The sequence below is a fragment of the Salmonella sp. SG203 genome (assembly GCF_013350575.1).
Lineage (GTDB): Bacteria > Pseudomonadota > Gammaproteobacteria > Enterobacterales > Enterobacteriaceae > Salmonella > Salmonella enterica.
On the sequence record NZ_SNMT01000008.1, the window covers coordinates 46,913 to 64,440 of the forward strand.

General features: G+C 52.3%; 16 protein-coding genes. 4 read left to right on the top strand and 12 right to left on the bottom strand.

Annotation, left to right across the window (positions count from 1 at the left end):
* Positions 1 to 64 precede the first annotated feature (64 nt).
* A complete protein-coding gene (gene actS, locus HV477_RS13330; RefSeq protein WP_077917318.1) occupies positions 65 to 823 on the bottom strand; it encodes an amidase activator ActS in 759 nt (252 codons plus the stop codon).
* 264 nt (positions 824 to 1,087) lie between these two features.
* On the opposite strand from actS, the gene idi reads away from it, so the two are divergent.
* The gene (gene idi / locus HV477_RS13335) at positions 1,088 to 1,633 is read left to right on the top strand and encodes an isopentenyl-diphosphate Delta-isomerase (protein WP_079898920.1); all 546 of its coding nucleotides are present in this window, start codon (positions 1,088 to 1,090) and stop codon (positions 1,631 to 1,633) included.
* Positions 1,634 to 1,708: 75 nt separating this feature from the next.
* On the opposite strand, the gene lysS is transcribed toward idi, so the two are convergent.
* The 5 genes from lysS to xerD all read right to left on the bottom strand — a co-directional run bounded on the left by lysS (position 1,709) and on the right by xerD (position 7,811).
* Entirely contained in the window at positions 1,709 to 3,226 is a 1,518-nt protein-coding gene (gene lysS, locus HV477_RS13340; protein WP_000003339.1) for a lysine--tRNA ligase, read from the bottom strand.
* A gap of 9 nt (positions 3,227 to 3,235) precedes the next feature.
* Positions 3,236 to 4,334, bottom strand: a protein-coding gene (gene prfB, locus HV477_RS13345) for a peptide chain release factor 2 (RefSeq protein WP_010989230.1) whose coding sequence is annotated in 2 segments (ribosomal slippage) — positions 3,236 to 4,258 and positions 4,260 to 4,334 — 1,098 coding nt in all. Because the reading frame shifts where the segments join, the coding sequence is not laid out codon by codon here.
* A gap of 104 nt (positions 4,335 to 4,438) precedes the next feature.
* The gene (gene recJ, locus HV477_RS13350; protein ID WP_079898919.1) at positions 4,439 to 6,172 is read right to left on the bottom strand and encodes a single-stranded-DNA-specific exonuclease RecJ; all 1,734 of its coding nucleotides are present in this window, start codon (positions 6,170 to 6,172) and stop codon (positions 4,439 to 4,441) included.
* A 5-nt stretch (positions 6,173 to 6,177) separates the two neighbouring features.
* A complete protein-coding gene (dsbC, locus tag HV477_RS13355; protein ID WP_000745614.1) occupies positions 6,178 to 6,891 on the bottom strand; it encodes a bifunctional protein-disulfide isomerase/oxidoreductase DsbC in 714 nt (237 codons plus the stop codon).
* 23 nt (positions 6,892 to 6,914) lie between these two features.
* The gene (xerD, locus tag HV477_RS13360; protein WP_023193392.1) at positions 6,915 to 7,811 is read right to left on the bottom strand and encodes a site-specific tyrosine recombinase XerD; all 897 of its coding nucleotides are present in this window, start codon (positions 7,809 to 7,811) and stop codon (positions 6,915 to 6,917) included.
* Between the two features lie 112 nt (positions 7,812 to 7,923).
* Here xerD and fldB point away from each other — a divergent pair, with 112 nt between their 5' ends.
* The gene (gene fldB / locus HV477_RS13365) at positions 7,924 to 8,445 is read left to right on the top strand and encodes a flavodoxin FldB (RefSeq protein ID WP_001055885.1); all 522 of its coding nucleotides are present in this window, start codon (positions 7,924 to 7,926) and stop codon (positions 8,443 to 8,445) included.
* 52 nt (positions 8,446 to 8,497) lie between these two features.
* Here the strand turns inward: fldB and HV477_RS13370 are convergent, their stop codons facing one another.
* Complete coding sequence (locus HV477_RS13370) at positions 8,498 to 8,911, bottom strand: protein YgfX (RefSeq protein WP_000244761.1); 414 nt, start codon at positions 8,909 to 8,911, stop codon at positions 8,498 to 8,500.
* On the bottom strand, positions 8,892 to 9,158 hold the full coding sequence (gene sdhE / locus HV477_RS13375) for an FAD assembly factor SdhE (protein ID WP_000351186.1): 267 nt from the start codon (positions 9,156 to 9,158) through the stop codon (positions 8,892 to 8,894). Before sdhE ends, HV477_RS13370 begins: the two co-directional genes overlap by 20 nt.
* Before the next feature lie 249 nt (positions 9,159 to 9,407).
* Between sdhE and ygfZ the strand changes: the two genes are divergently transcribed.
* The gene (gene ygfZ, locus HV477_RS13380) at positions 9,408 to 10,388 is read left to right on the top strand and encodes a tRNA-modifying protein YgfZ (protein WP_000874174.1); all 981 of its coding nucleotides are present in this window, start codon (positions 9,408 to 9,410) and stop codon (positions 10,386 to 10,388) included.
* 115 nt (positions 10,389 to 10,503) lie between these two features.
* Here the strand turns inward: ygfZ and HV477_RS13385 are convergent, their stop codons facing one another.
* Positions 10,504 to 11,163 (bottom strand): hemolysin III family protein, encoded by a 660-nt coding sequence (locus tag HV477_RS13385; RefSeq protein ID WP_079898918.1) that lies wholly within the window; start codon positions 11,161 to 11,163, stop codon positions 10,504 to 10,506.
* A gap of 163 nt (positions 11,164 to 11,326) precedes the next feature.
* Positions 11,327 to 11,638, bottom strand: a complete 312-nt coding sequence (yqfB, locus tag HV477_RS13390) for a N(4)-acetylcytidine aminohydrolase (protein ID WP_001182976.1) — start codon at positions 11,636 to 11,638, stop codon at positions 11,327 to 11,329.
* Positions 11,639 to 11,795: 157 nt separating this feature from the next.
* Between yqfB and bglA the strand changes: the two genes are divergently transcribed.
* Positions 11,796 to 13,229 (top strand): 6-phospho-beta-glucosidase BglA, encoded by a 1,434-nt coding sequence (gene bglA / locus HV477_RS13395; RefSeq protein ID WP_001230140.1) that lies wholly within the window; start codon positions 11,796 to 11,798, stop codon positions 13,227 to 13,229.
* Positions 13,230 to 13,276: 47 nt separating this feature from the next.
* Here the strand turns inward: bglA and HV477_RS13400 are convergent, their stop codons facing one another.
* Both HV477_RS13400 and gcvP read right to left on the bottom strand, forming a co-directional pair.
* On the bottom strand, positions 13,277 to 14,170 hold the full coding sequence (locus tag HV477_RS13400) for a transporter (RefSeq protein WP_000819375.1): 894 nt from the start codon (positions 14,168 to 14,170) through the stop codon (positions 13,277 to 13,279).
* A 455-nt stretch (positions 14,171 to 14,625) separates the two neighbouring features.
* Entirely contained in the window at positions 14,626 to 17,499 is a 2,874-nt protein-coding gene (gcvP, locus tag HV477_RS13405) for an aminomethyl-transferring glycine dehydrogenase (protein ID WP_000194964.1), read from the bottom strand.
* Between the last annotated feature and the right edge of the window lie 29 nt (positions 17,500 to 17,528).

Genomic DNA, 17,528 nt, shown 5'->3' on the forward strand with positions numbered 1-17,528 from the left:
GCATTATAAACCTTACGCTCTGGTTGGCAAGAGACTTACTGGCTGACTGGCGATTAATTCGCCGTCAGCACTTCGGTTTACTCCCCTGCGGCGGCAGATAACGCAGCGGATCGATGGCCGTCGCCCGATAGCGAATCTGGAAGTGTAGTCTTACGGATGCGGCATCCGTGCTGCCCATCGTAGCGATTTTTTGCCCCGCTTTAACGCTTTGTCCATTATTAACCAGCATGGTGTCATTATGAGCGTAAGCCGTAATGTAATCTTCATTGTGCTTAATCATGATGAGATTGCCGTAACCGCGCAGCTGATTCCCGACATAGACAACTTTACCCGCTCCCGCCGCATAAACAGGCGTTCCGCGCGCGCCCGCAATATCGATCCCCTTATTTCCGCCCTCCGCGGTGGAATAAGGTAAAATCACTTTACCGTTAGCAGGCCATACCCAACAACGCTGCCCCACCGGCGGCCAGGAGGATTTTGGCACCGAAGATGACGGTCTGACCGCAGCAGTTTTTGTTGCTGTTTTATTGCTGGTTTTGCGTGTTGAACTGCTACTCTTTGCACTGTCGCGCACTTTAATTCGCTGCCCCACCTCAATAGTATAAGGCGGAGAAATGCCATTCAGTCGGGCCAGTTCTTTCACGCTGGTTCCCGTGGCGCGCGATATACGATACAACGTATCGCCGCGCTTAACGGTATAGACGGAGCCGGAATACGTTCCTGAGCCGGAATTACTGGAACACCCCGCCAGCAGCAGCCCTGTGCATAACAGCACCGCAATACCCAGGCTATTTTTGTTCAGGCGTCCTGCGCTCAAAACCATTCCTCACTCTATTGACAGACGCCTTATGATAGCAGCCAAATGCCGTATGCCCAATCCATTGACGCCGGAAAGGGTCCGCGCGGATGATGATGCCGCGAATATCCGATATGCCAGCATAATATCGACTCACGGCACAATGGTGCTCGTCTGCGTTCTGTCAGGGCCTGTTTTGGTAATGCCTTTCTTTCTGTTATGCGCTACGCTGATCGTCTGAGTATATGGCCTGGCCATGCTGCCGGGTCATTTTAATTTTCAGGAGCTTTCATGACTGAGGAACATGTCGTTTTATTGGATGAGCAGGATAAGCCTTCCGGCACACTGGAAAAGTACGCGGCTCATACGCTTAATACGCCTTTGCATCTGGCTTTCTCCTGCTGGCTATTTAACGAAGATGGTCAGTTGCTGGTAACACGACGGTCGCTGAGCAAGAAAGCCTGGCCAGGCGTGTGGACGAATTCGGTTTGCGGTCATCCGCAACAAGACGAAACCACCGAAGAGGCGATCATCCGCCGTTGTCGGTTCGAACTCGGCGTGGAAATTACCGATCTCACCCCCGTCTATCTGCACTTCAGCTATCGGGCGACAGATCCAAACGGTATTGTGGAAAATGAAGTCTGTCCGGTATTTGCCGCGCGGGCAACCAGTGTGTTACAGGTTAACAGCGAAGAGGTGATGGACTATCAGTGGAGCGAATTTAAAAGCGTATGGAAAAGCCTTCTCGCTACGCCGTGGGCATTTAGCCCGTGGATGGTCATGCAAGCGTCAGACGAACAAGCGCGTGAACGACTGCTCAATTACTGCCAGCGTTAAAAATTGCCTGATGGCGCTACGTCTGAACGAAGAGATGCCGGATGGCGGCTAATGCCCCATCCGGCAATTTACATCTTATTTCACCGGACGCATCGCCGGGAACAGAATAACGTCGCGAATCGTGTGGCTGTTAGTAAACAGCATCACCATACGGTCGATACCAATTCCCAGACCCGCTGTCGGCGGTAAACCGTGTTCCAGCGCCGTCACGTAGTCTTCGTCGTAGAACATGGCTTCGTCGTCGCCCGCCGCTTTTGCATTAACCTGATCCAGGAAACGCTGCGCCTGGTCTTCCGCATCGTTCAACTCGCTAAAGCCATTACCGATTTCACGACCGCCGATAAAGAACTCGAAGCGGTCAGTGATTTCCGGGTTCACATCATTACGACGCGCCAGCGGAGACACTTCAGCCGGATATTCGGTGATGAAGGTCGGCTGAATCAGATGCGCTTCAGCGACTTCGTCAAAGATCTCGGTGACGATACGGCCCAGACCCCAGCTCTTCTCGACGTGAATGCCGATGCTTTCAGCAATCGCCTTCGCGGAGTCGAAGTTGTCCAGATCAGCCATATCCGTTTCCGGACGATATTTCTTGATCGCTTCACGCATGGTCAGTTTTTCGAACGGCTTACCGAAGTCAAACACTTCATCACCGTACGGAACCTGGGTGGTGCCCAGAACATCCTGCGCCAGCGTACGGAACAGAGACTCAGTCAGCTCGATCAGGTCTTTGTAGTCCGCATACGCCATATAGAGTTCCATCATGGTGAACTCAGGATTATGGCGCACGGAGATGCCTTCGTTACGGAAGTTACGGTTAATTTCGAATACGCGTTCGAAGCCGCCAACCACCAGACGCTTGAGGTACAGTTCCGGCGCGATACGCAGGTACATGTCCAGATCCAGCGCGTTGTGATGGGTGATAAACGGACGGGCAGACGCGCCGCCTGGGATCACCTGCATCATCGGCGTTTCGACTTCCATAAAGCCGCGAGCAACCATAAACTGGCGAATACCGGCCAGGATCTTCGAACGGGTTTTGAAGGTGTTACGGGATTCATCGTTAGAGATGAGATCCAGATAACGCTGGCGATAGCGCGCTTCCTGGTCCTGCAGGCCGTGGAATTTATCCGGCAACGGACGCAGCGCTTTCGTCAGCAGGCGCAGTTCGGTGCAGTGGATAGACAACTCGCCGGTTTTGGTTTTGAACAGCTTACCTTTCGCGCCGAGGATATCGCCAAGATCCCACTTCTTGAACTGCTCGTTGTAAACGCCTTCCGGCAGATCATCGCGCGCCACATACAGCTGAATGCGGCCGCCTACGTCTTGCAGGGTAACAAAAGAGGCTTTACCCATAATACGGCGAGTCATCATACGGCCCGCGACGGACACTTCAATATTCAGCGCTTCCAGTTCTTCAGCTTCTTTCGCGTCAAACTCTGCGTGCAGTTGGTCTGAGGTACGGTCACGACGGAAATCGTTCGGGAACGGGATACCCTGCTCACGCAGTGCAGCCAGCTTCTCGCGACGTGCCTTCATTTCATTGTTAAGATCGACTACCTCGTCAGCGCCCTGTGCGTTTTGTTCAGACATGTTGATTCCTCATAGCCCTGCTTTCAAACTTGCTTCGATAAATTGATCCAGACTACCGTCCAGTACCGCCTGTGTATTGCGGGTTTCCACCCCAGTACGCAGGTCTTTAATGCGGGAATCGTCCAGGACATAGGAACGAATCTGGCTTCCCCAGCCGATATCGGACTTAGTGTCTTCCATCGCCTGTTTTTCAGCGTTCTTTTTCTGCATCTCCAGTTCATAAAGCTTCGCTTTCATCTGCTTCATGGCCTGGTCTTTGTTTTTGTGCTGCGAACGGTCGTTCTGGCACTGCGTCACGATCCCGGTGGGAATATGGGTGATACGCACTGCGGATTCCGTACGGTTAACGTGCTGACCGCCTGCGCCAGACGCGCGATAGACGTCGATACGCAGATCCGCCGGGTTAATGTCGATATCGATATCGTCGTCCACTTCCGGGTACACAAACGCGGAGCTAAACGAGGTATGACGGCGACCGCCGGAGTCAAACGGACTTTTACGCACCAGACGATGTACGCCGGTTTCAGTGCGCAGCCAGCCATAGGCATATTCGCCGGAGATTTTGATAGTCGCGGACTTAATGCCGGCGACTTCCCCTTCCGACTCTTCAATGACTTCCGTCTTAAAGCCGCGCGCTTCCGCCCAACGCAGATACATACGCAGCAACATGCTGGCCCAGTCCTGCGCTTCAGTACCACCGGAACCGGCCTGAATATCGAGATAGCAATCGGCGCTATCGTACTCGCCGGAGAACATCCGACGGAATTCCAACTGCGCCAGCTTCTCTTCCAGCGTATTCAGCTCCGCGACGGCTTCGTTAAACGTCTCTTCGTCGTCAGCTTCTACCGCCAGTTCCAGCAGCCCGGAAACGTCGTCCAGCCCCTGAGTCATTTGATCAAGCGTATCGACGATCGCTTCGAGCGATGAACGCTCTTTTCCCAGCGCCTGCGCGCGCTCAGGTTCGTTCCAGACATCCGGCTGTTCCAGCTCGGCGTTTACTTCTTCCAGACGCTCTTTCTTAGCATCGTAGTCAAAGATACCCCCTAAGAACGTTGGTGCGTTCCGTGAGGTCCTGAATGCGGTTATTCACCGGGTTAATTTCAAACATGGTCTGATTTCTTTTATTTGACTTGTCAAAATGCGGTTATAAGGGCGAAATATTAGCGGATTTCGCCCCTTAATTACAGCGAAAGTGTTGTTAAATCGCCCCGATCATAGCGGCCAAATATCATCGATAATAATCTGTAAACTACGGTTGCCGCGAAACTCGTTAATGTCCAGTTTATAAGCCAGTTCTACCTCCCGCACGCCGTTATCCGGCCAACAGGTCGTATCAATATTAAATGCGATGCCATCCAACAGCGGGCCGCCGCCGACAGGCTCCACCATCACCTTGAGGTGACGCTCGCCCACCAGACGCTGCTGTAGCAGACGGAAACGACCATCGAATAACGGTTCCGGGAACATTTGCCCCCACGGTCCGGCATTCCGCAACAGTTGCGCCACTTCCATAGACATCTCCGCCGCGCTTAATGGACCATCGGAGATCACCTCGCCTTGCAACAGGGCAGGATCGAGCCATTCCGTCACCAGCTCGCCAAAACGTTGCTGAAACTGCTCGAATTTATGCTCTTCCAGCGACAATCCCGCCGCCATCGCATGACCGCCGAACTTGATCATCAGATCAGGGTAAAGGGTATCCAGCCTTTCCAGCGCATCGCGCATATGCAACCCCTGAATCGAACGGCCTGAGCCTTTTAGCGTGCCGTCGCCCGCAGGTGCAAAGGCGATCACCGGGCGGTGAAAACGTTCTTTAATGCGCGACGCCAGAATTCCGACCACGCCCTGATGCCATTCAGGATGGTACATCGCCAGACCGCCCGGAAGCGTTTCACTACTGCGCTCAAGCTTTTCGCACAGGATAAGCGCTTCCGCCTGCATCCCCTGCTCTATTTCTTTGCGCGTCTGGTTAAGCGCATCCAGCTCGCTGGCCAGAACACGCGCTTCGCCGAGGTTATCGCACAACAGTAACGCCACGCCAACGGACATATCATCCAGCCTGCCGGCGGCATTCAGGCGAGGCCCCAACGCGAAGCCTAAATCACTGGCGGCAAGCTGCTGCGGATCGCGATTCGATATCTCCAGCAACGCTTTAATTCCCGGACGGCATTTCCCGGCACGAATACGACTTAGCCCTTGCCAGGTCAGAATACGGTTGTTGGCGTCCAGCGGCACAACGTCTGCTACCGTACCCAACGCCACTAAATCCAGCAGCTCCGCCAGATTCGGCGGCGCGATGTTGCGCTCGTCGAACCATCCTTTGTCGCGCAAAAATGTTCGCAACGCCAGCATCAGGTAAAACGCCACGCCGACGCCCGCCAGCGACTTAGACGGGAATTCGCAGTCGCGCAGATTGGGATTAATAATCGCTTCGGCATCCGGCAACGTGTCGCCTGGCAGGTGGTGATCGGTCACGATCACCGGAATCCCCAACGTCTTTGCATGCGCTACGCCGGCGTGGGATGAAATGCCGTTGTCTACGGTGACGATAAGCTGCGCGCCGCGCGCCTTCGCCTGATCGACCACTTCCGAGCTTAAACCGTAGCCGTCCTCAAAGCGATTAGGCACCAGATAACTGATGTTGTCACATCCCAACGCACGCATTCCCAATACGCTTAGCGCAGTACTGGTCGCGCCGTCGGCGTCAAAATCGCCAACAACAATAATGCGGGTACCTTCGCGAAAGGCGTTGTAGAGGATCTCCACCGCGTTATCTATGCCGCTGAGCTGTTGCCAGGGCAGCATTCCTTTCACGCTGCGCTCCAGTTCGCGGGCGCTACGAACGCCCCGGCTGGCATATAGACGTCGTAGTAATGGAGGAAGATCGGCGGGGAGTTCCGCCGTCTCATCAGCCTCGCGCCGACGAAGTTGTCTCTGTTGTTTCACGCGTATTATTTACCACTGGTCTGTTTTTGATGCTCATCAAGAAACGCTTTCATCTCTTTCGGTCCCTGATAGCCAGGCACCACATAGCCGTTACTCAATACAATGGCTGGCGTACCGCTAACGCCCAACTGCACGCCCAACGCATAATGATCAGCAATGTTCACGTCACAGCTTGCCGGTTTCACGCCCTTACCTGCCATGGCGTCATCAAACGCTTTGTTTTTGTCTTTGGCGCACCAGATAGATTTCATATCCTGCTCCGCCTGGCTTTCCAGCCCCTGGCGCGGGAAGGCCAGATAACGTACCGTGATCCCCAGCGCGTTATAATCTTTCATCTCTTCATGTAGCTTATGACAATAGCCGCAGGTGATATCGGTAAAAACAGTAATGACATGTTTCTCATCCGGCGCTTTATAGACGATCATCTCTTTTTCCAGCGCATTTAGCTGGCTCATCAGCAGTTTGTTCGTCACGTTTACCGGATGCGCGCCGCTCACGTCATACATCGGCCCTTGAATAATATGTTTGCCGTCATCAGTGACGTACAGTACGCCGCTGTGAGTGAGGACGGTTTTCATCCCTGCCACTGGCGAGGCCTGAATTTCCGTACTCTGAACGCCCAGCTTAGCCAGCGACTGACGGATAGCCGCATCATCCGCATGGGCCACGCCTGAAAACGCCGCCGCCAGTAAAGTGAACATCATAAAACGCTTTTTCATAAACTATCCTTTCCTGTCAGCACTCATGCCCGCGGATGGTGCTGTTGATGAAGTTGACGCAAACGCTCCGTTGCGACATGCGTATAAATTTGTGTCGTCGAAAGATCGCTATGCCCAAGTAGCATTTGTACAACGCGCAAGTCGGCGCCGTGATTCAGCAAATGCGTGGCGAAAGCGTGACGTAAAACATGCGGCGACAGTTTTTCGCTATCGATTCCAGCCAGTACCGCATAATGTTTAATACGGTGCCAGAAGGTCTGCCGCGTCATCTGCTGCGCACGCTGACTGGGGAATAATACGTCAATCGATACGCCATTGAGTAACCAGGGACGCCCATGCTCCAGATACGTTTCCAGCCAATATACCGCTTCTTCGCCTAACGGCACCAACCGCTCTTTATTGCCTTTACCGATAACCCGCACCACGCCCTGCCGCAGACTGATATCGCTCATTGTCAGCCCCACCAGTTCCGACACGCGCAAACCGGTGGCATACAGCACTTCCAACATAGCTTTATCGCGCAACTCCAAAGGTTGATCAATAAGCGGCGCCTGCAAGAGCAGTTCAACCTGCGCCTCGCTAAGGTCTTTCGGTAAACGCTGCGGAAGCTTAGGCGAGGCCAACTGCGCGCTCGGATCATCCTCACGATACTTTTCACGGTACAGATGCTGGAAAAAGCGCCGCATAGCGCTTAACAGGCGTGCGGAGCTGGTCGCTTTGTATCCGCCCTCCACCCGTTCAGCCAATAGCGTTTGTAAATCATCAGCCTGCGCCGTCGCAAGCGTTTTTCCGCGATGATGCAACCACGCAACGACCATCGATAAATCGCGACGATACGCGCTTAATGTATTTTCCGCCAGATTTCGTTCCAGCCACAGGGCATCCAGAAACTGCTCAATACGCGCTAAATCCTGTTCCATTCGCGCTCCCCACTTCACGCTGACTTTGGGTGCATTATGCCTCATTGTGCCGTGAATGCAGCGATTCTGTTACACTACCCGCAACGCTATAGCAGAATCGAGATGTAACGTAATGAACATGGGTCTTTTTTACGGTTCCAGCACGTGCTACACCGAGATGGCCGCAGAGAAAATTCGCGATATTCTCGGCCCGGAGCTGGTGACATTACATAACCTCAAGGATGACGCCCCCGCCTTAATGGAGCAGTACGACGTGCTCATTTTAGGCATCCCCACCTGGGATTTTGGCGAAATTCAGGAGGACTGGGAAGCCGTCTGGGAGCAACTGGACGATCTCAATCTGGAAGGCAAAATCGTTGCGCTTTACGGTATGGGCGACCAGCTCGGCTACGGTGAATGGTTCCTGGATGCGCTGGGTATGTTGCATGACAAACTTGCCCTCAAAGGCGTTAAATTTGTCGGCTACTGGCCCACAGAAGGCTACGAATTTACCAGCAATAAACCGGTCATTGCGGATGGGCAACTGTTTGTCGGCCTGGCGCTGGATGAAACGAACCAGTACGATCTCAGCGATGAGCGTATACAGACCTGGTGTGAACAAATTCTCGGCGAAATGGCCGAACACTACGCCTGAAACCTTACTCGCTGTACTTCCCTCTCGACGGAACCGCGTTTACGCCGTTCCGTCAGTGTTGGCCTGATATCGGCTGCTGTAACAGTATCCGACGCAACTCACGCCATTCCGCTTCTTCCATGCTATCCGCCGCCAGCCATAAATGCTGATGACGTCCAGACTCTGCGCGTAAACGCAACACCATCCCGCTCTTCAGTAACCAGGGCGGACGCAAGAGCGTCCAGTCCTGCCCCTGCCAGCGTAAGCGCCCGTCCATGAGTAGCTTGATCTCTCCCTGGCAGGTATTAATCCTGCGCTGGCTACGTACACAGTCAAACACGACCAGCGACAGTAGTATCATCCATAACGGGGTATAACTCAGCGGCCAGGGCATCAATAAAATCACCGCAGAAACCAGCCCATGAATGAGCAATGAGATCCACTGAGCGCGCCATGAGACGCGTAAATCAGATTGCCACAGGACCACGTTCCCGATTCCGTGTCTGAATGAGTCGGACCATCTGTTCCAGTTCAGCGTCAGCCGGTTTACCGTGATTCATTAACCAGTTAAATAAATCCGGGTCATCACTCTGCAACAAACGGACAAAAATACGCTTTTCTTCATCACTTAAACTATCGTACTCATGTTCAAAAAACGGCATGATGGAAATATCAAGTTCGCGCATACCGCGACGACATGCCCAGTGAATACGTGCTTTATTGTGAATATCCATGTTCTTCCTGCCTCGCGAAAATGAAGTACCGGGCTATTGTAACGTGTTTTTGGCGTTGTTTTACGGGAATCTCAGTAATCTGGAACGCGATCGCGAAATAAAAGGCTGGGAATCAATATGTTCATCCATTTTGGATACCGCCTCGCAAAACGATCAATCCGCTCTCAATGGGCTATTTAAAGCACTTGCAATGACCGATGGCTCTTTTACCATTAACCATTATTGTTGCAGCTAACCAGGACATTATTTATGGCTTTTATCTCCTTTCCACCACGTCATCCTTCATCGTCAGCCCGCCTGCCGCTGACGCTGATCGCGCTTGACGACTGGGCGCTGTCGACCATTACCGGCGTAGACAGTGAAAAGTATATTCAGGGCCAGGTCACCGCTGACGTAAGCCAGATGACTGAACAGCAACACCTTCTCGCCGCCCACTGCGATGCTAAAGGTAAGATGTGGAGCACTCTGCGCCTGTTCCGTGAGCGCGACGGTTTCGCCTGGATTGAACGCCGTAGCGTGCTTGAAGCGCAATTAACGGAGCTGAAAAAGTACGCCGTATTTTCCAAAGTGGTCATCGCGCCGGATGACGAACGCGTATTGCTTGGCGTGGCAGGTTTTCAGGCCCGCGCGGCGCTGGCTAATGTCTTTAGCGTACTGCCCAATAGCGAAAATCAGGTGGTCAGAGACGGCGCCTCCACGCTGCTATGGTTTGAACATCCTGCGGAACGATTCCTGCTTGTCACCGATGTCGCGACGGCCAACATGTTAACGGAGAAGTTGCATGGCGAAGCCGAACTGAATAACAGCCAACAGTGGCTGGCATTGGATATTGAAGCAGGCATTCCGGTGATTGACGCGGCGAACAGCGGTCAATTTATCCCCCAGGCGACTAACCTACAGGCGCTGGGCGGTATCAGCTTCAAGAAAGGCTGCTACACCGGACAGGAGATGGTCGCACGGGCAAAATTCCGCGGCGCCAATAAACGCGCGCTTTGGTTGCTGGCGGGCAAAGCCAGCCGGGTACCGGAAGCAGGAGAAGATCTGGAGCTACAGATGGGCGAGAACTGGCGTCGTACCGGCGCTATTCTGGCGGCGACGCAGTTGGACGATGGTCAGTTACTGGTTCAGGCCGTCATGAATAACGATTTAGAAGCCGAAAGCGTCTTCCGTGTTCGCGACGATGCCAACACCCTGCATATCGTCCCGCTGCCCTACTCGCTGGAAGAGTGATATCACGTTAAAAGCCGGATAGCCTGATAGCGCAACGCCATCAGGCTCGCACGTGCTGCTCTCGTAGGCCGGATAAGGTACGACAGCGCCGCCATCCGGCACGGGCATCCGGGAATTACGCCTGTCCCACATACAAATAGATGGCCAGGAAGTGGCACACGCTGCCGCCCAGCACAAAGCCATGCCAGATGGCGTGGTTATAAGGTATGCGTTTGCAAACATAGAAAATTACGCCCAGCGAGTAAACGACGCCACCTACCGCCAGCAGCGTCACGCCGCCTATCGCCAGCTTAATCGCCAACTGATAAACCACTATCAGCGACAGCCAGCCCATTGCCAGATACGTAACCAGTGAAAGCACTTTAAATCGGTGCGCAATCGTCAACTTGAAGAGGATACCGAATAGCGCCAGGCTCCAGATCACAATCATTAGTCCGCGCGCCAGCGGCGAATCCAGACCTACCAGCAGAAATGGCGTATAGGTTCCGGCAATGAGCAGATAGATAGCGCAGTGATCAAATTTCTTTAACCAGATTTTTGCCCGCTGATGAGGAATGGCATGATAAAGCGTTGAGGCAAGAAAAAGCAGGATCATGCTCCCGCCATATAAACTGTAGCTGGCGATAGCCGTCATACCCGCATTCGCCTCTAACGCCTGAACCAACAACAGCACCAGGCCGACAATACCAAATACCAATCCAATGCCGTGGCTAATACTGTTGGCGATTTCCTCAGCCAGCGAATATCCCTGCGTCATTAATGGTTTTTGCACCATAACTTACTCCGGAGAAACGTTCATAACGATGAACTGCGCCTCTAGCGTAACTGAGAATGGTTCCAGTGAACACATGTTAGCTAAAATAAATTCGCAAAATTAAATTTTGTTTATTATTCAATAAGTTAATTACAAAAACTCAACTAACACGCGTTCATATTTATCAAAGGCATTTAAAATCAATCACATAAAATTGCGTCTGGTTGGGATAGATTTCAGCAATGACCCGTTTCAGCTCATCAAGCGACATATTTTCCTGTTGCGCATGTTTTTCGTTCAGCGTATCCAGCGTCACAGTTGACGTTCCTGTCACTTCGATTGTGCAAAAATAGCCATCATCTTCGAACCGTCCCACGCGTAGCACATCGCCTGCTTTAAAGTGGGACTCGGAGGCATCACGAATAGTGATGGTTTTACGCCCTGCCAGAATGTCATTCTGGAAACGTTGAAAGAAAGTAATGTCGTTTGGCTGCATGTGGTTATCCCCTGAATATGGCCCCTTGAAGTGGATGTTACGATCTGAATGTGTTCTTGTCCCGACACGCGAGCATCCTGGAATTTTGCGTACGCTTTACATGCCATTTGGTGCAGAATGAATGATAACAGACTAAATAAATTGAGATTATGCAACAATGAGAAAACTCACCCTGCCAAAAGATTTTTTATGGGGCGGCGCGGTTGCCGCACACCAGGTTGAAGGCGGCTGGAATAAAGACGGTAAAGGCCCCAGCATCTGCGACGTGCTAACCGGCGGCGCACACGGCGTGCCACGCGAAATCACCCAGAATGTCGTTGCTGGCAAATACTATCCGAACCACGAGGCGGTGGATTTTTACGGACATTACAAAGAAGACATCCGTCTTTTCGCCGAAATGGGGTTCAAATGCTTCCGTACCTCTATTGCCTGGACGCGTATCTTCCCGAATGGCGACGAATCCCAGCCAAACGAGGCCGGTCTGAAATTCTACGACGACATGTTTGATGAGTTACTCAAATACAACATCGAACCGGTCATCACCCTTTCCCACTTTGAAATGCCATTACATCTGGTACAGCACTACGGCGGCTGGACCAATCGTAAGGTCGTTGATTTCTTTGTCCGTTTTGCTGAAGTCGTGTTTGAACGCTACAAACATAAGGTCAAATACTGGATGACCTTCAACGAAATTAACAACCAGCGAAACTGGCGCGCGCCGCTGTTTGGCTACTGCTGTTCCGGCGTGGTGTATACCGAGCATGAGAATCCAGAAGAAACCATGTATCAGGTCTTACATCATCAGTTTGTCGCCAGCGCGCTGGCGGTAAAAGCGGCACGTCGCATTAACCCGCAGATGAAAGTGGGCTGTATGCTGGCGATGGTCGCGCTGTATCCTTTCTCCTGTAAACCAGAAGATGTGATGTTTGCTCAGGAGTCGATGCGTGAACGCTATGTCTTTACTGATGTGCAGTTGCGCGGCTACTACCCGTCCTATGTGTTGAACGAGTGGGAGCGCCGCGGATTTAACATCAAAATGGACGATGGCGATCTTGAAGTGCTGCGCGAAGGCACCTGCGATTATCTTGGTTTCAGTTATTACATGACCAACGCGGTCAAAGCCGAAGGCGGTAGCGGCGATGCGATTTCCGGTTTTGAAGGCAGCGTACCGAACCCCTATGTTAAAGCATCTGACTGGGGCTGGCAGATTGACCCGGTGGGCCTGCGTTATTCATTGTGTGAACTGTACGAACGCTATCAAAAGCCGCTGTTTATTGTCGAAAACGGTTTTGGTGCTTACGACAAAGTAGAAGAAGATGGCAGCATCAACGACGACTATCGCATTGACTACCTGCGCGCCCATATTGAAGAGATGAAAAAAGCGGTGACTTACGATGGTGTCGACCTGATGGGCTACACGCCATGGGGCTGCATCGACTGCGTGTCGTTCACCACCGGTCAGTACAGCAAGCGCTACGGCTTCATCTACGTGAACAAGCACGATGACGGTACGGGCGATATGTCGCGTTCGCGTAAGAAAAGCTTCAACTGGTACAAAGAGGTGATTGCCAGCAACGGCGAGAAGCTTTAACTCCTGCACGTTACCCGCCAGTCGGCGGGTAACACTTTGAACGAGTCTTACCAGGTCTTACCTATTTTAAATTCCCAGCGTACATCTTCCATTTTGGTTGGCGACTTCGCTTCCTGCATTACCGGGAAGAAGGCTCCGGCACCAAACCATAACTTCAGTGAATCGACGGCAATATTAAATGACGGACCAACAACCCATTCGGTAGTTCCAGAATGGTTATTAATTACGCTGCCATTAGACAGTTTTTTCGTTCCAGAGGCATTATTGCTGTAGGCACTTTCCAGACCAAGATCCAGCGGTAAATCGCTAAACATATACCGCACCTGGGTATTCCACTGGAATTCGTTACCTCGTTTCACGTCCTGGTTACCGCGCTCAAATGGTCCCTGATAGACAAAACCCATATCCCCTTTAATGTTAGGAGTAAATAATTTTGTTAAAGTGAGTGTTACTCTTCCTCCCCAGGCGCTATTCCCAGGCAAATGATTATCTCCATCTTGCCCGGTGGGTAGTAATACTGCCCCACCTACCGTAACCCAAAACGGATCACCTCTTCGCTGGCTCATTAAAGCATAATTGACCCCCACCGATTGGTCGCCCATTCCCTCTATGTGCTCAGGAGACAGATTGTCTCGTTTGTTATTGATATAGGAACCCACAGTTGATAATTCCAGTCTGTCGGTCAAACCGTAACGAATCTTCAATAACCATATCTGGGAGTAAACATCCGGACTTCCGTGCCCCTCGATTTGATGATCTTTATCGCGAAATGAGCTATTCACGGCGGTTAATAACTTTCCTTCCGGCAATACTGAACCACCAGAAATAGCGGTATTAACTGGTGCACCTAATAGATTACTGGGATTATTTTCTCCGTTAGCTGCCATTGCATTCATTAATAGAAAATATGTCATTAATGGCAGAAATATAAATCGTTTCATTATTCCCTCCAGGTATAAAAAACAAAGCGCTAAGTTAATAAATATTTACGTTATTTATGTTTATTTTTAATTTATAATTTAAATTAATAACTTGATGAATTTAATATACGGAAATTTTTGTAACTATATTGAGAGGTAAATAACGATTCCGGAGAGAAACTATTTGTAACTACATGTAAATATACTGTGTTGTTTTGATTAAATAACAGCAAGGTAAAAATGATGCACAATGAATCATTAGGCTCTAAAAAAGCGGTAATTTAATTCTGGCTAATACACTGATACAAACGCCAGGTTGCCTGACAGGAGCCAACGATTTAGTGTAATATATTGAATTAGTAACACTTTGTAGCCTGAATAAGGCACTCACACTGCATCCGACATAAACAAAGCGCACTTTATTAACAAGCTGAAAAGGCGCCGAAGCGCCTTTAGAAAACAGTCGAATCAGTAAATTACTGGTAGTCGCTAATCGGTACGCAGGAGCAGAACAGGTTACGGTCGCCATAAACATCATCCAGACGTTTCACCGTCGGCCAGTATTTGTCTGCCACGCCTGCCGGGAATACGGCAACTTCACGGCTGTACGGATGCGCCCACTCGGCGACCAGTTCGCTCTGAATGTGCGGCGCGTTCACCAGCGGGTTATCTTCCAGCGGCCAGACACCCGCTTTCACCTGGTCAATCTCTGCGCGAATAGCCAGCATCGCATCGATAAAGCGATCCAGCTCAGCCTTACCTTCAGATTCCGTCGGCTCTACCATCAGCGTGCCCGCCACCGGGAACGACATGGTTGGCGCATGGAAACCGTAGTCGATCAGACGCTTGGCAATATCCAGCTCGCTGATGCCGGTTTCTTCTTTCAATGGGCGAATATCAAGAATACATTCGTGCGCCACACGGCCATCGCGACCGGTATACAGTACCGGATAGGCATCTTTCAGACGGCTGGCAATGTAGTTAGCGTTAAGAATCGCGACCTGGCTTGCCTGCTTCAGGCCTTCTGCGCCCATCATGCGGATGTACATCCAGCTGATTGGCAGGATAGAGGCACTACCGAACGGCGCCGCAGAAACCGCGCCCTGACGGGTTAACATGCCTTCGATTTGCACCACGCTATGACCCGGTACGAACGGTGCCAGATGCGCTTTCACGCCGATCGGTCCCATGCCAGGGCCGCCGCCGCCGTGCGGAATGCAGAAGGTTTTATGCAGGTTGAGGTGCGAAACGTCCGCGCCAATAAAGCCCGGTGAGGTGATGCCGACCTGGGCGTTCATGTTCGCGCCGTCAAGGTAAACCTGACCGCCGAACTGGTGCACAACTTCACACACTTCACGGATCGTTTCTTCGTACACGCCATGGGTGGACGGATAGGTCACCATGATGCAAGAAAGGTTCGCAGCATGTTGTTCTGCTTTGGCCCGCAGATCGTCCAGGTCGATGTTGCCGTTCTTATCACAGGCGACTACCACCACCTGCATTCCTGCCATATGTGCAGAAGCAGGGTTAGTGCCGTGAGCAGAGGCCGGAATCAGGCAGATATCGCGATGCCCTTCGTTGCGGCTTTCGTGATAGTGACGAATCGCCAGCAGCCCCGCGTATTCCCCCTGTGCGCCGGAGTTAGGCTGCATACAGACGGCGTCGTACCCGGTGAGTTTCACCAGCCAGTCAGAAAGCTGGCTAATCATCTGATGATATCCTTCGGCCTGTTCCGGCGGGCAGAACGGATGCAGTTCAGCGAATTCCGGCCAGGTGATAGGAATCATCTCGGCGGCGGCGTTCAGCTTCATGGTGCAGGAACCCAGCGGGATCATCGCCTGGTTCAGCGCCAGATCTTTACGCTCCAGCGAGTGCATATAGCGCATCATCTCGGTTTCGCTGTGGTAACGGTTAAATACCGGATGCGTCAGAATCGCATCGTCACGCAGCATACTTTGCTGAATGGAACGGCTATCAAGCGCCACGTCTTTATCCAGTGTTTCAATGTTCAGACCGTGGCTGTCGCCCAGCAAAACATTGAACAACTGCGCCACATTCTCACGGGTGGTGGTTTCATCAAGGGTAATACCCACCGCGTTATGAATATCGCTGCGCAGATTGATCTCTGCCGCTTCCGCACGCGCCAGTACCGCAGCTTTATCAGCTACTTCCACACACAGCGTGTCAAAGTAGTGCGCATGACGCAGCTTTAAGCCTTTCTGTTGCAGACCTGCCGCCAGAATATCGGTCAGGCGGTGGATACGATTCGCAATGCGTTTCAGTCCAACCGGTCCATGATAAACGGCATACAGACTGGCGATGTTAGCCAGCAGTACCTGCGAGGTACAAATGTTGGAGTTCGCTTTCTCACGGCGGATATGCTGCTCGCGAGTCTGCATCGCCATGCGCAGTGCGGTATTGCCCGCCGCATCTTTTGAGACGCCGATAATACGGCCTGGCATGGAGCGTTTAAATTCGTCTTTGGCGGCAAAGAACGCCGCATGCGGGCCACCGTACCCCATCGGTACGCCGAAGCGTTGCGCAGAGCCGAAAACAATGTCCGCGCCCTGTTTACCCGGCGCGGTAAGCAGCACCAGCGCCATAAAGTCGGCGGCGACGCTGACAATCACTTTACGGGCTTTGAGTTCGCTAATCAGCGCGCTGTAATCGTGAATTTCGCCCGTGGAGCCAACCTGCTGCAACAGCACGCCAAACACATCCTGGTGATCCAGTGCTTTCGCCGCGTCATCCACAATGACGTCAAAGCCAAAGGTTTCGGCGCGAGTACGCACGACGTCCAGAGTTTGCGGATGGACATCAGAGGCGACAAAGAACCGGTTGGCATTTTTCAGTTTGCTGACGCGCTTTGCCATCGCCATCGCTTCGGCGGCGGCGGTCGCTTCATCCAGCAGCGAGGCGGAAGCCATGTCCAGCCCCGTCAGGTCCAGCGTCACCTGTTGGAAGTTGAGCAGCGCTTCCAGACGCCCCTGAGAGACTTCCGGTTGATACGGGGTATAAGCGGTGTACCAGCCTGGATTTTCCAGCATGTTGCGCAGGATAACCGGCGGTAGCTGCACGGCGGTGTAGCCCATGCCAATGTACGACGTGAAGCGCTTGTTACGCCCGGCGATGGCTTTTAATTCCGCCAGTGCGGCATATTCGGTTGCCGCCTCGCCAACCTGCGGCGGAGTCGCGAGCTGAATGTCTTTCGGCACAATCTGACCTGTCAGCGCGTTTAACGACTCGGCGCCAACCGCATTCAGCATCTCTTGTTGCTGTGCGGCGTCCGGTCCGATGTGGCGTTCAATGAAAGCGCCGCGGTTTTCAAGCTGGCTTAACGTCTGTGTCATGGGCGATGGTTCCTGAAACGTGCAGTGAA

Coding starts and splice junctions, on each gene's coding strand:
- HV477_RS13400 (WP_000819375.1), bottom strand. CDS start 14,170: ATGAAACGATTTATATTTCTGCCATTAATGACATATTTTCTATTAATG.
- idi (WP_079898920.1), top strand. CDS start 1,088: ATGACTGAGGAACATGTCGTTTTATTGGATGAGCAGGATAAGCCTTCC.
- bglA (WP_001230140.1), top strand. CDS start 11,796: ATGAGAAAACTCACCCTGCCAAAAGATTTTTTATGGGGCGGCGCGGTT.
- lysS (WP_000003339.1), bottom strand. CDS start 3,226: ATGTCTGAACAAAACGCACAGGGCGCTGACGAGGTAGTCGATCTTAAC.
- sdhE (WP_000351186.1), bottom strand. CDS start 9,158: ATGGATATTCACAATAAAGCACGTATTCACTGGGCATGTCGTCGCGGT.
- ygfZ (WP_000874174.1), top strand. CDS start 9,408: ATGGCTTTTATCTCCTTTCCACCACGTCATCCTTCATCGTCAGCCCGC.
- actS (WP_077917318.1), bottom strand. CDS start 823: ATGGTTTTGAGCGCAGGACGCCTGAACAAAAATAGCCTGGGTATTGCG.
- xerD (WP_023193392.1), bottom strand. CDS start 7,811: ATGGAACAGGATTTAGCGCGTATTGAGCAGTTTCTGGATGCCCTGTGG.
- gcvP (WP_000194964.1), bottom strand. CDS start 17,499: ATGACACAGACGTTAAGCCAGCTTGAAAACCGCGGCGCTTTCATTGAA.
- dsbC (WP_000745614.1), bottom strand. CDS start 6,891: ATGAAAAAGCGTTTTATGATGTTCACTTTACTGGCGGCGGCGTTTTCA.
- yqfB (WP_001182976.1), bottom strand. CDS start 11,638: ATGCAGCCAAACGACATTACTTTCTTTCAACGTTTCCAGAATGACATT.
- fldB (WP_001055885.1), top strand. CDS start 7,924: ATGAACATGGGTCTTTTTTACGGTTCCAGCACGTGCTACACCGAGATG.
- HV477_RS13385 (WP_079898918.1), bottom strand. CDS start 11,163: ATGGTGCAAAAACCATTAATGACGCAGGGATATTCGCTGGCTGAGGAA.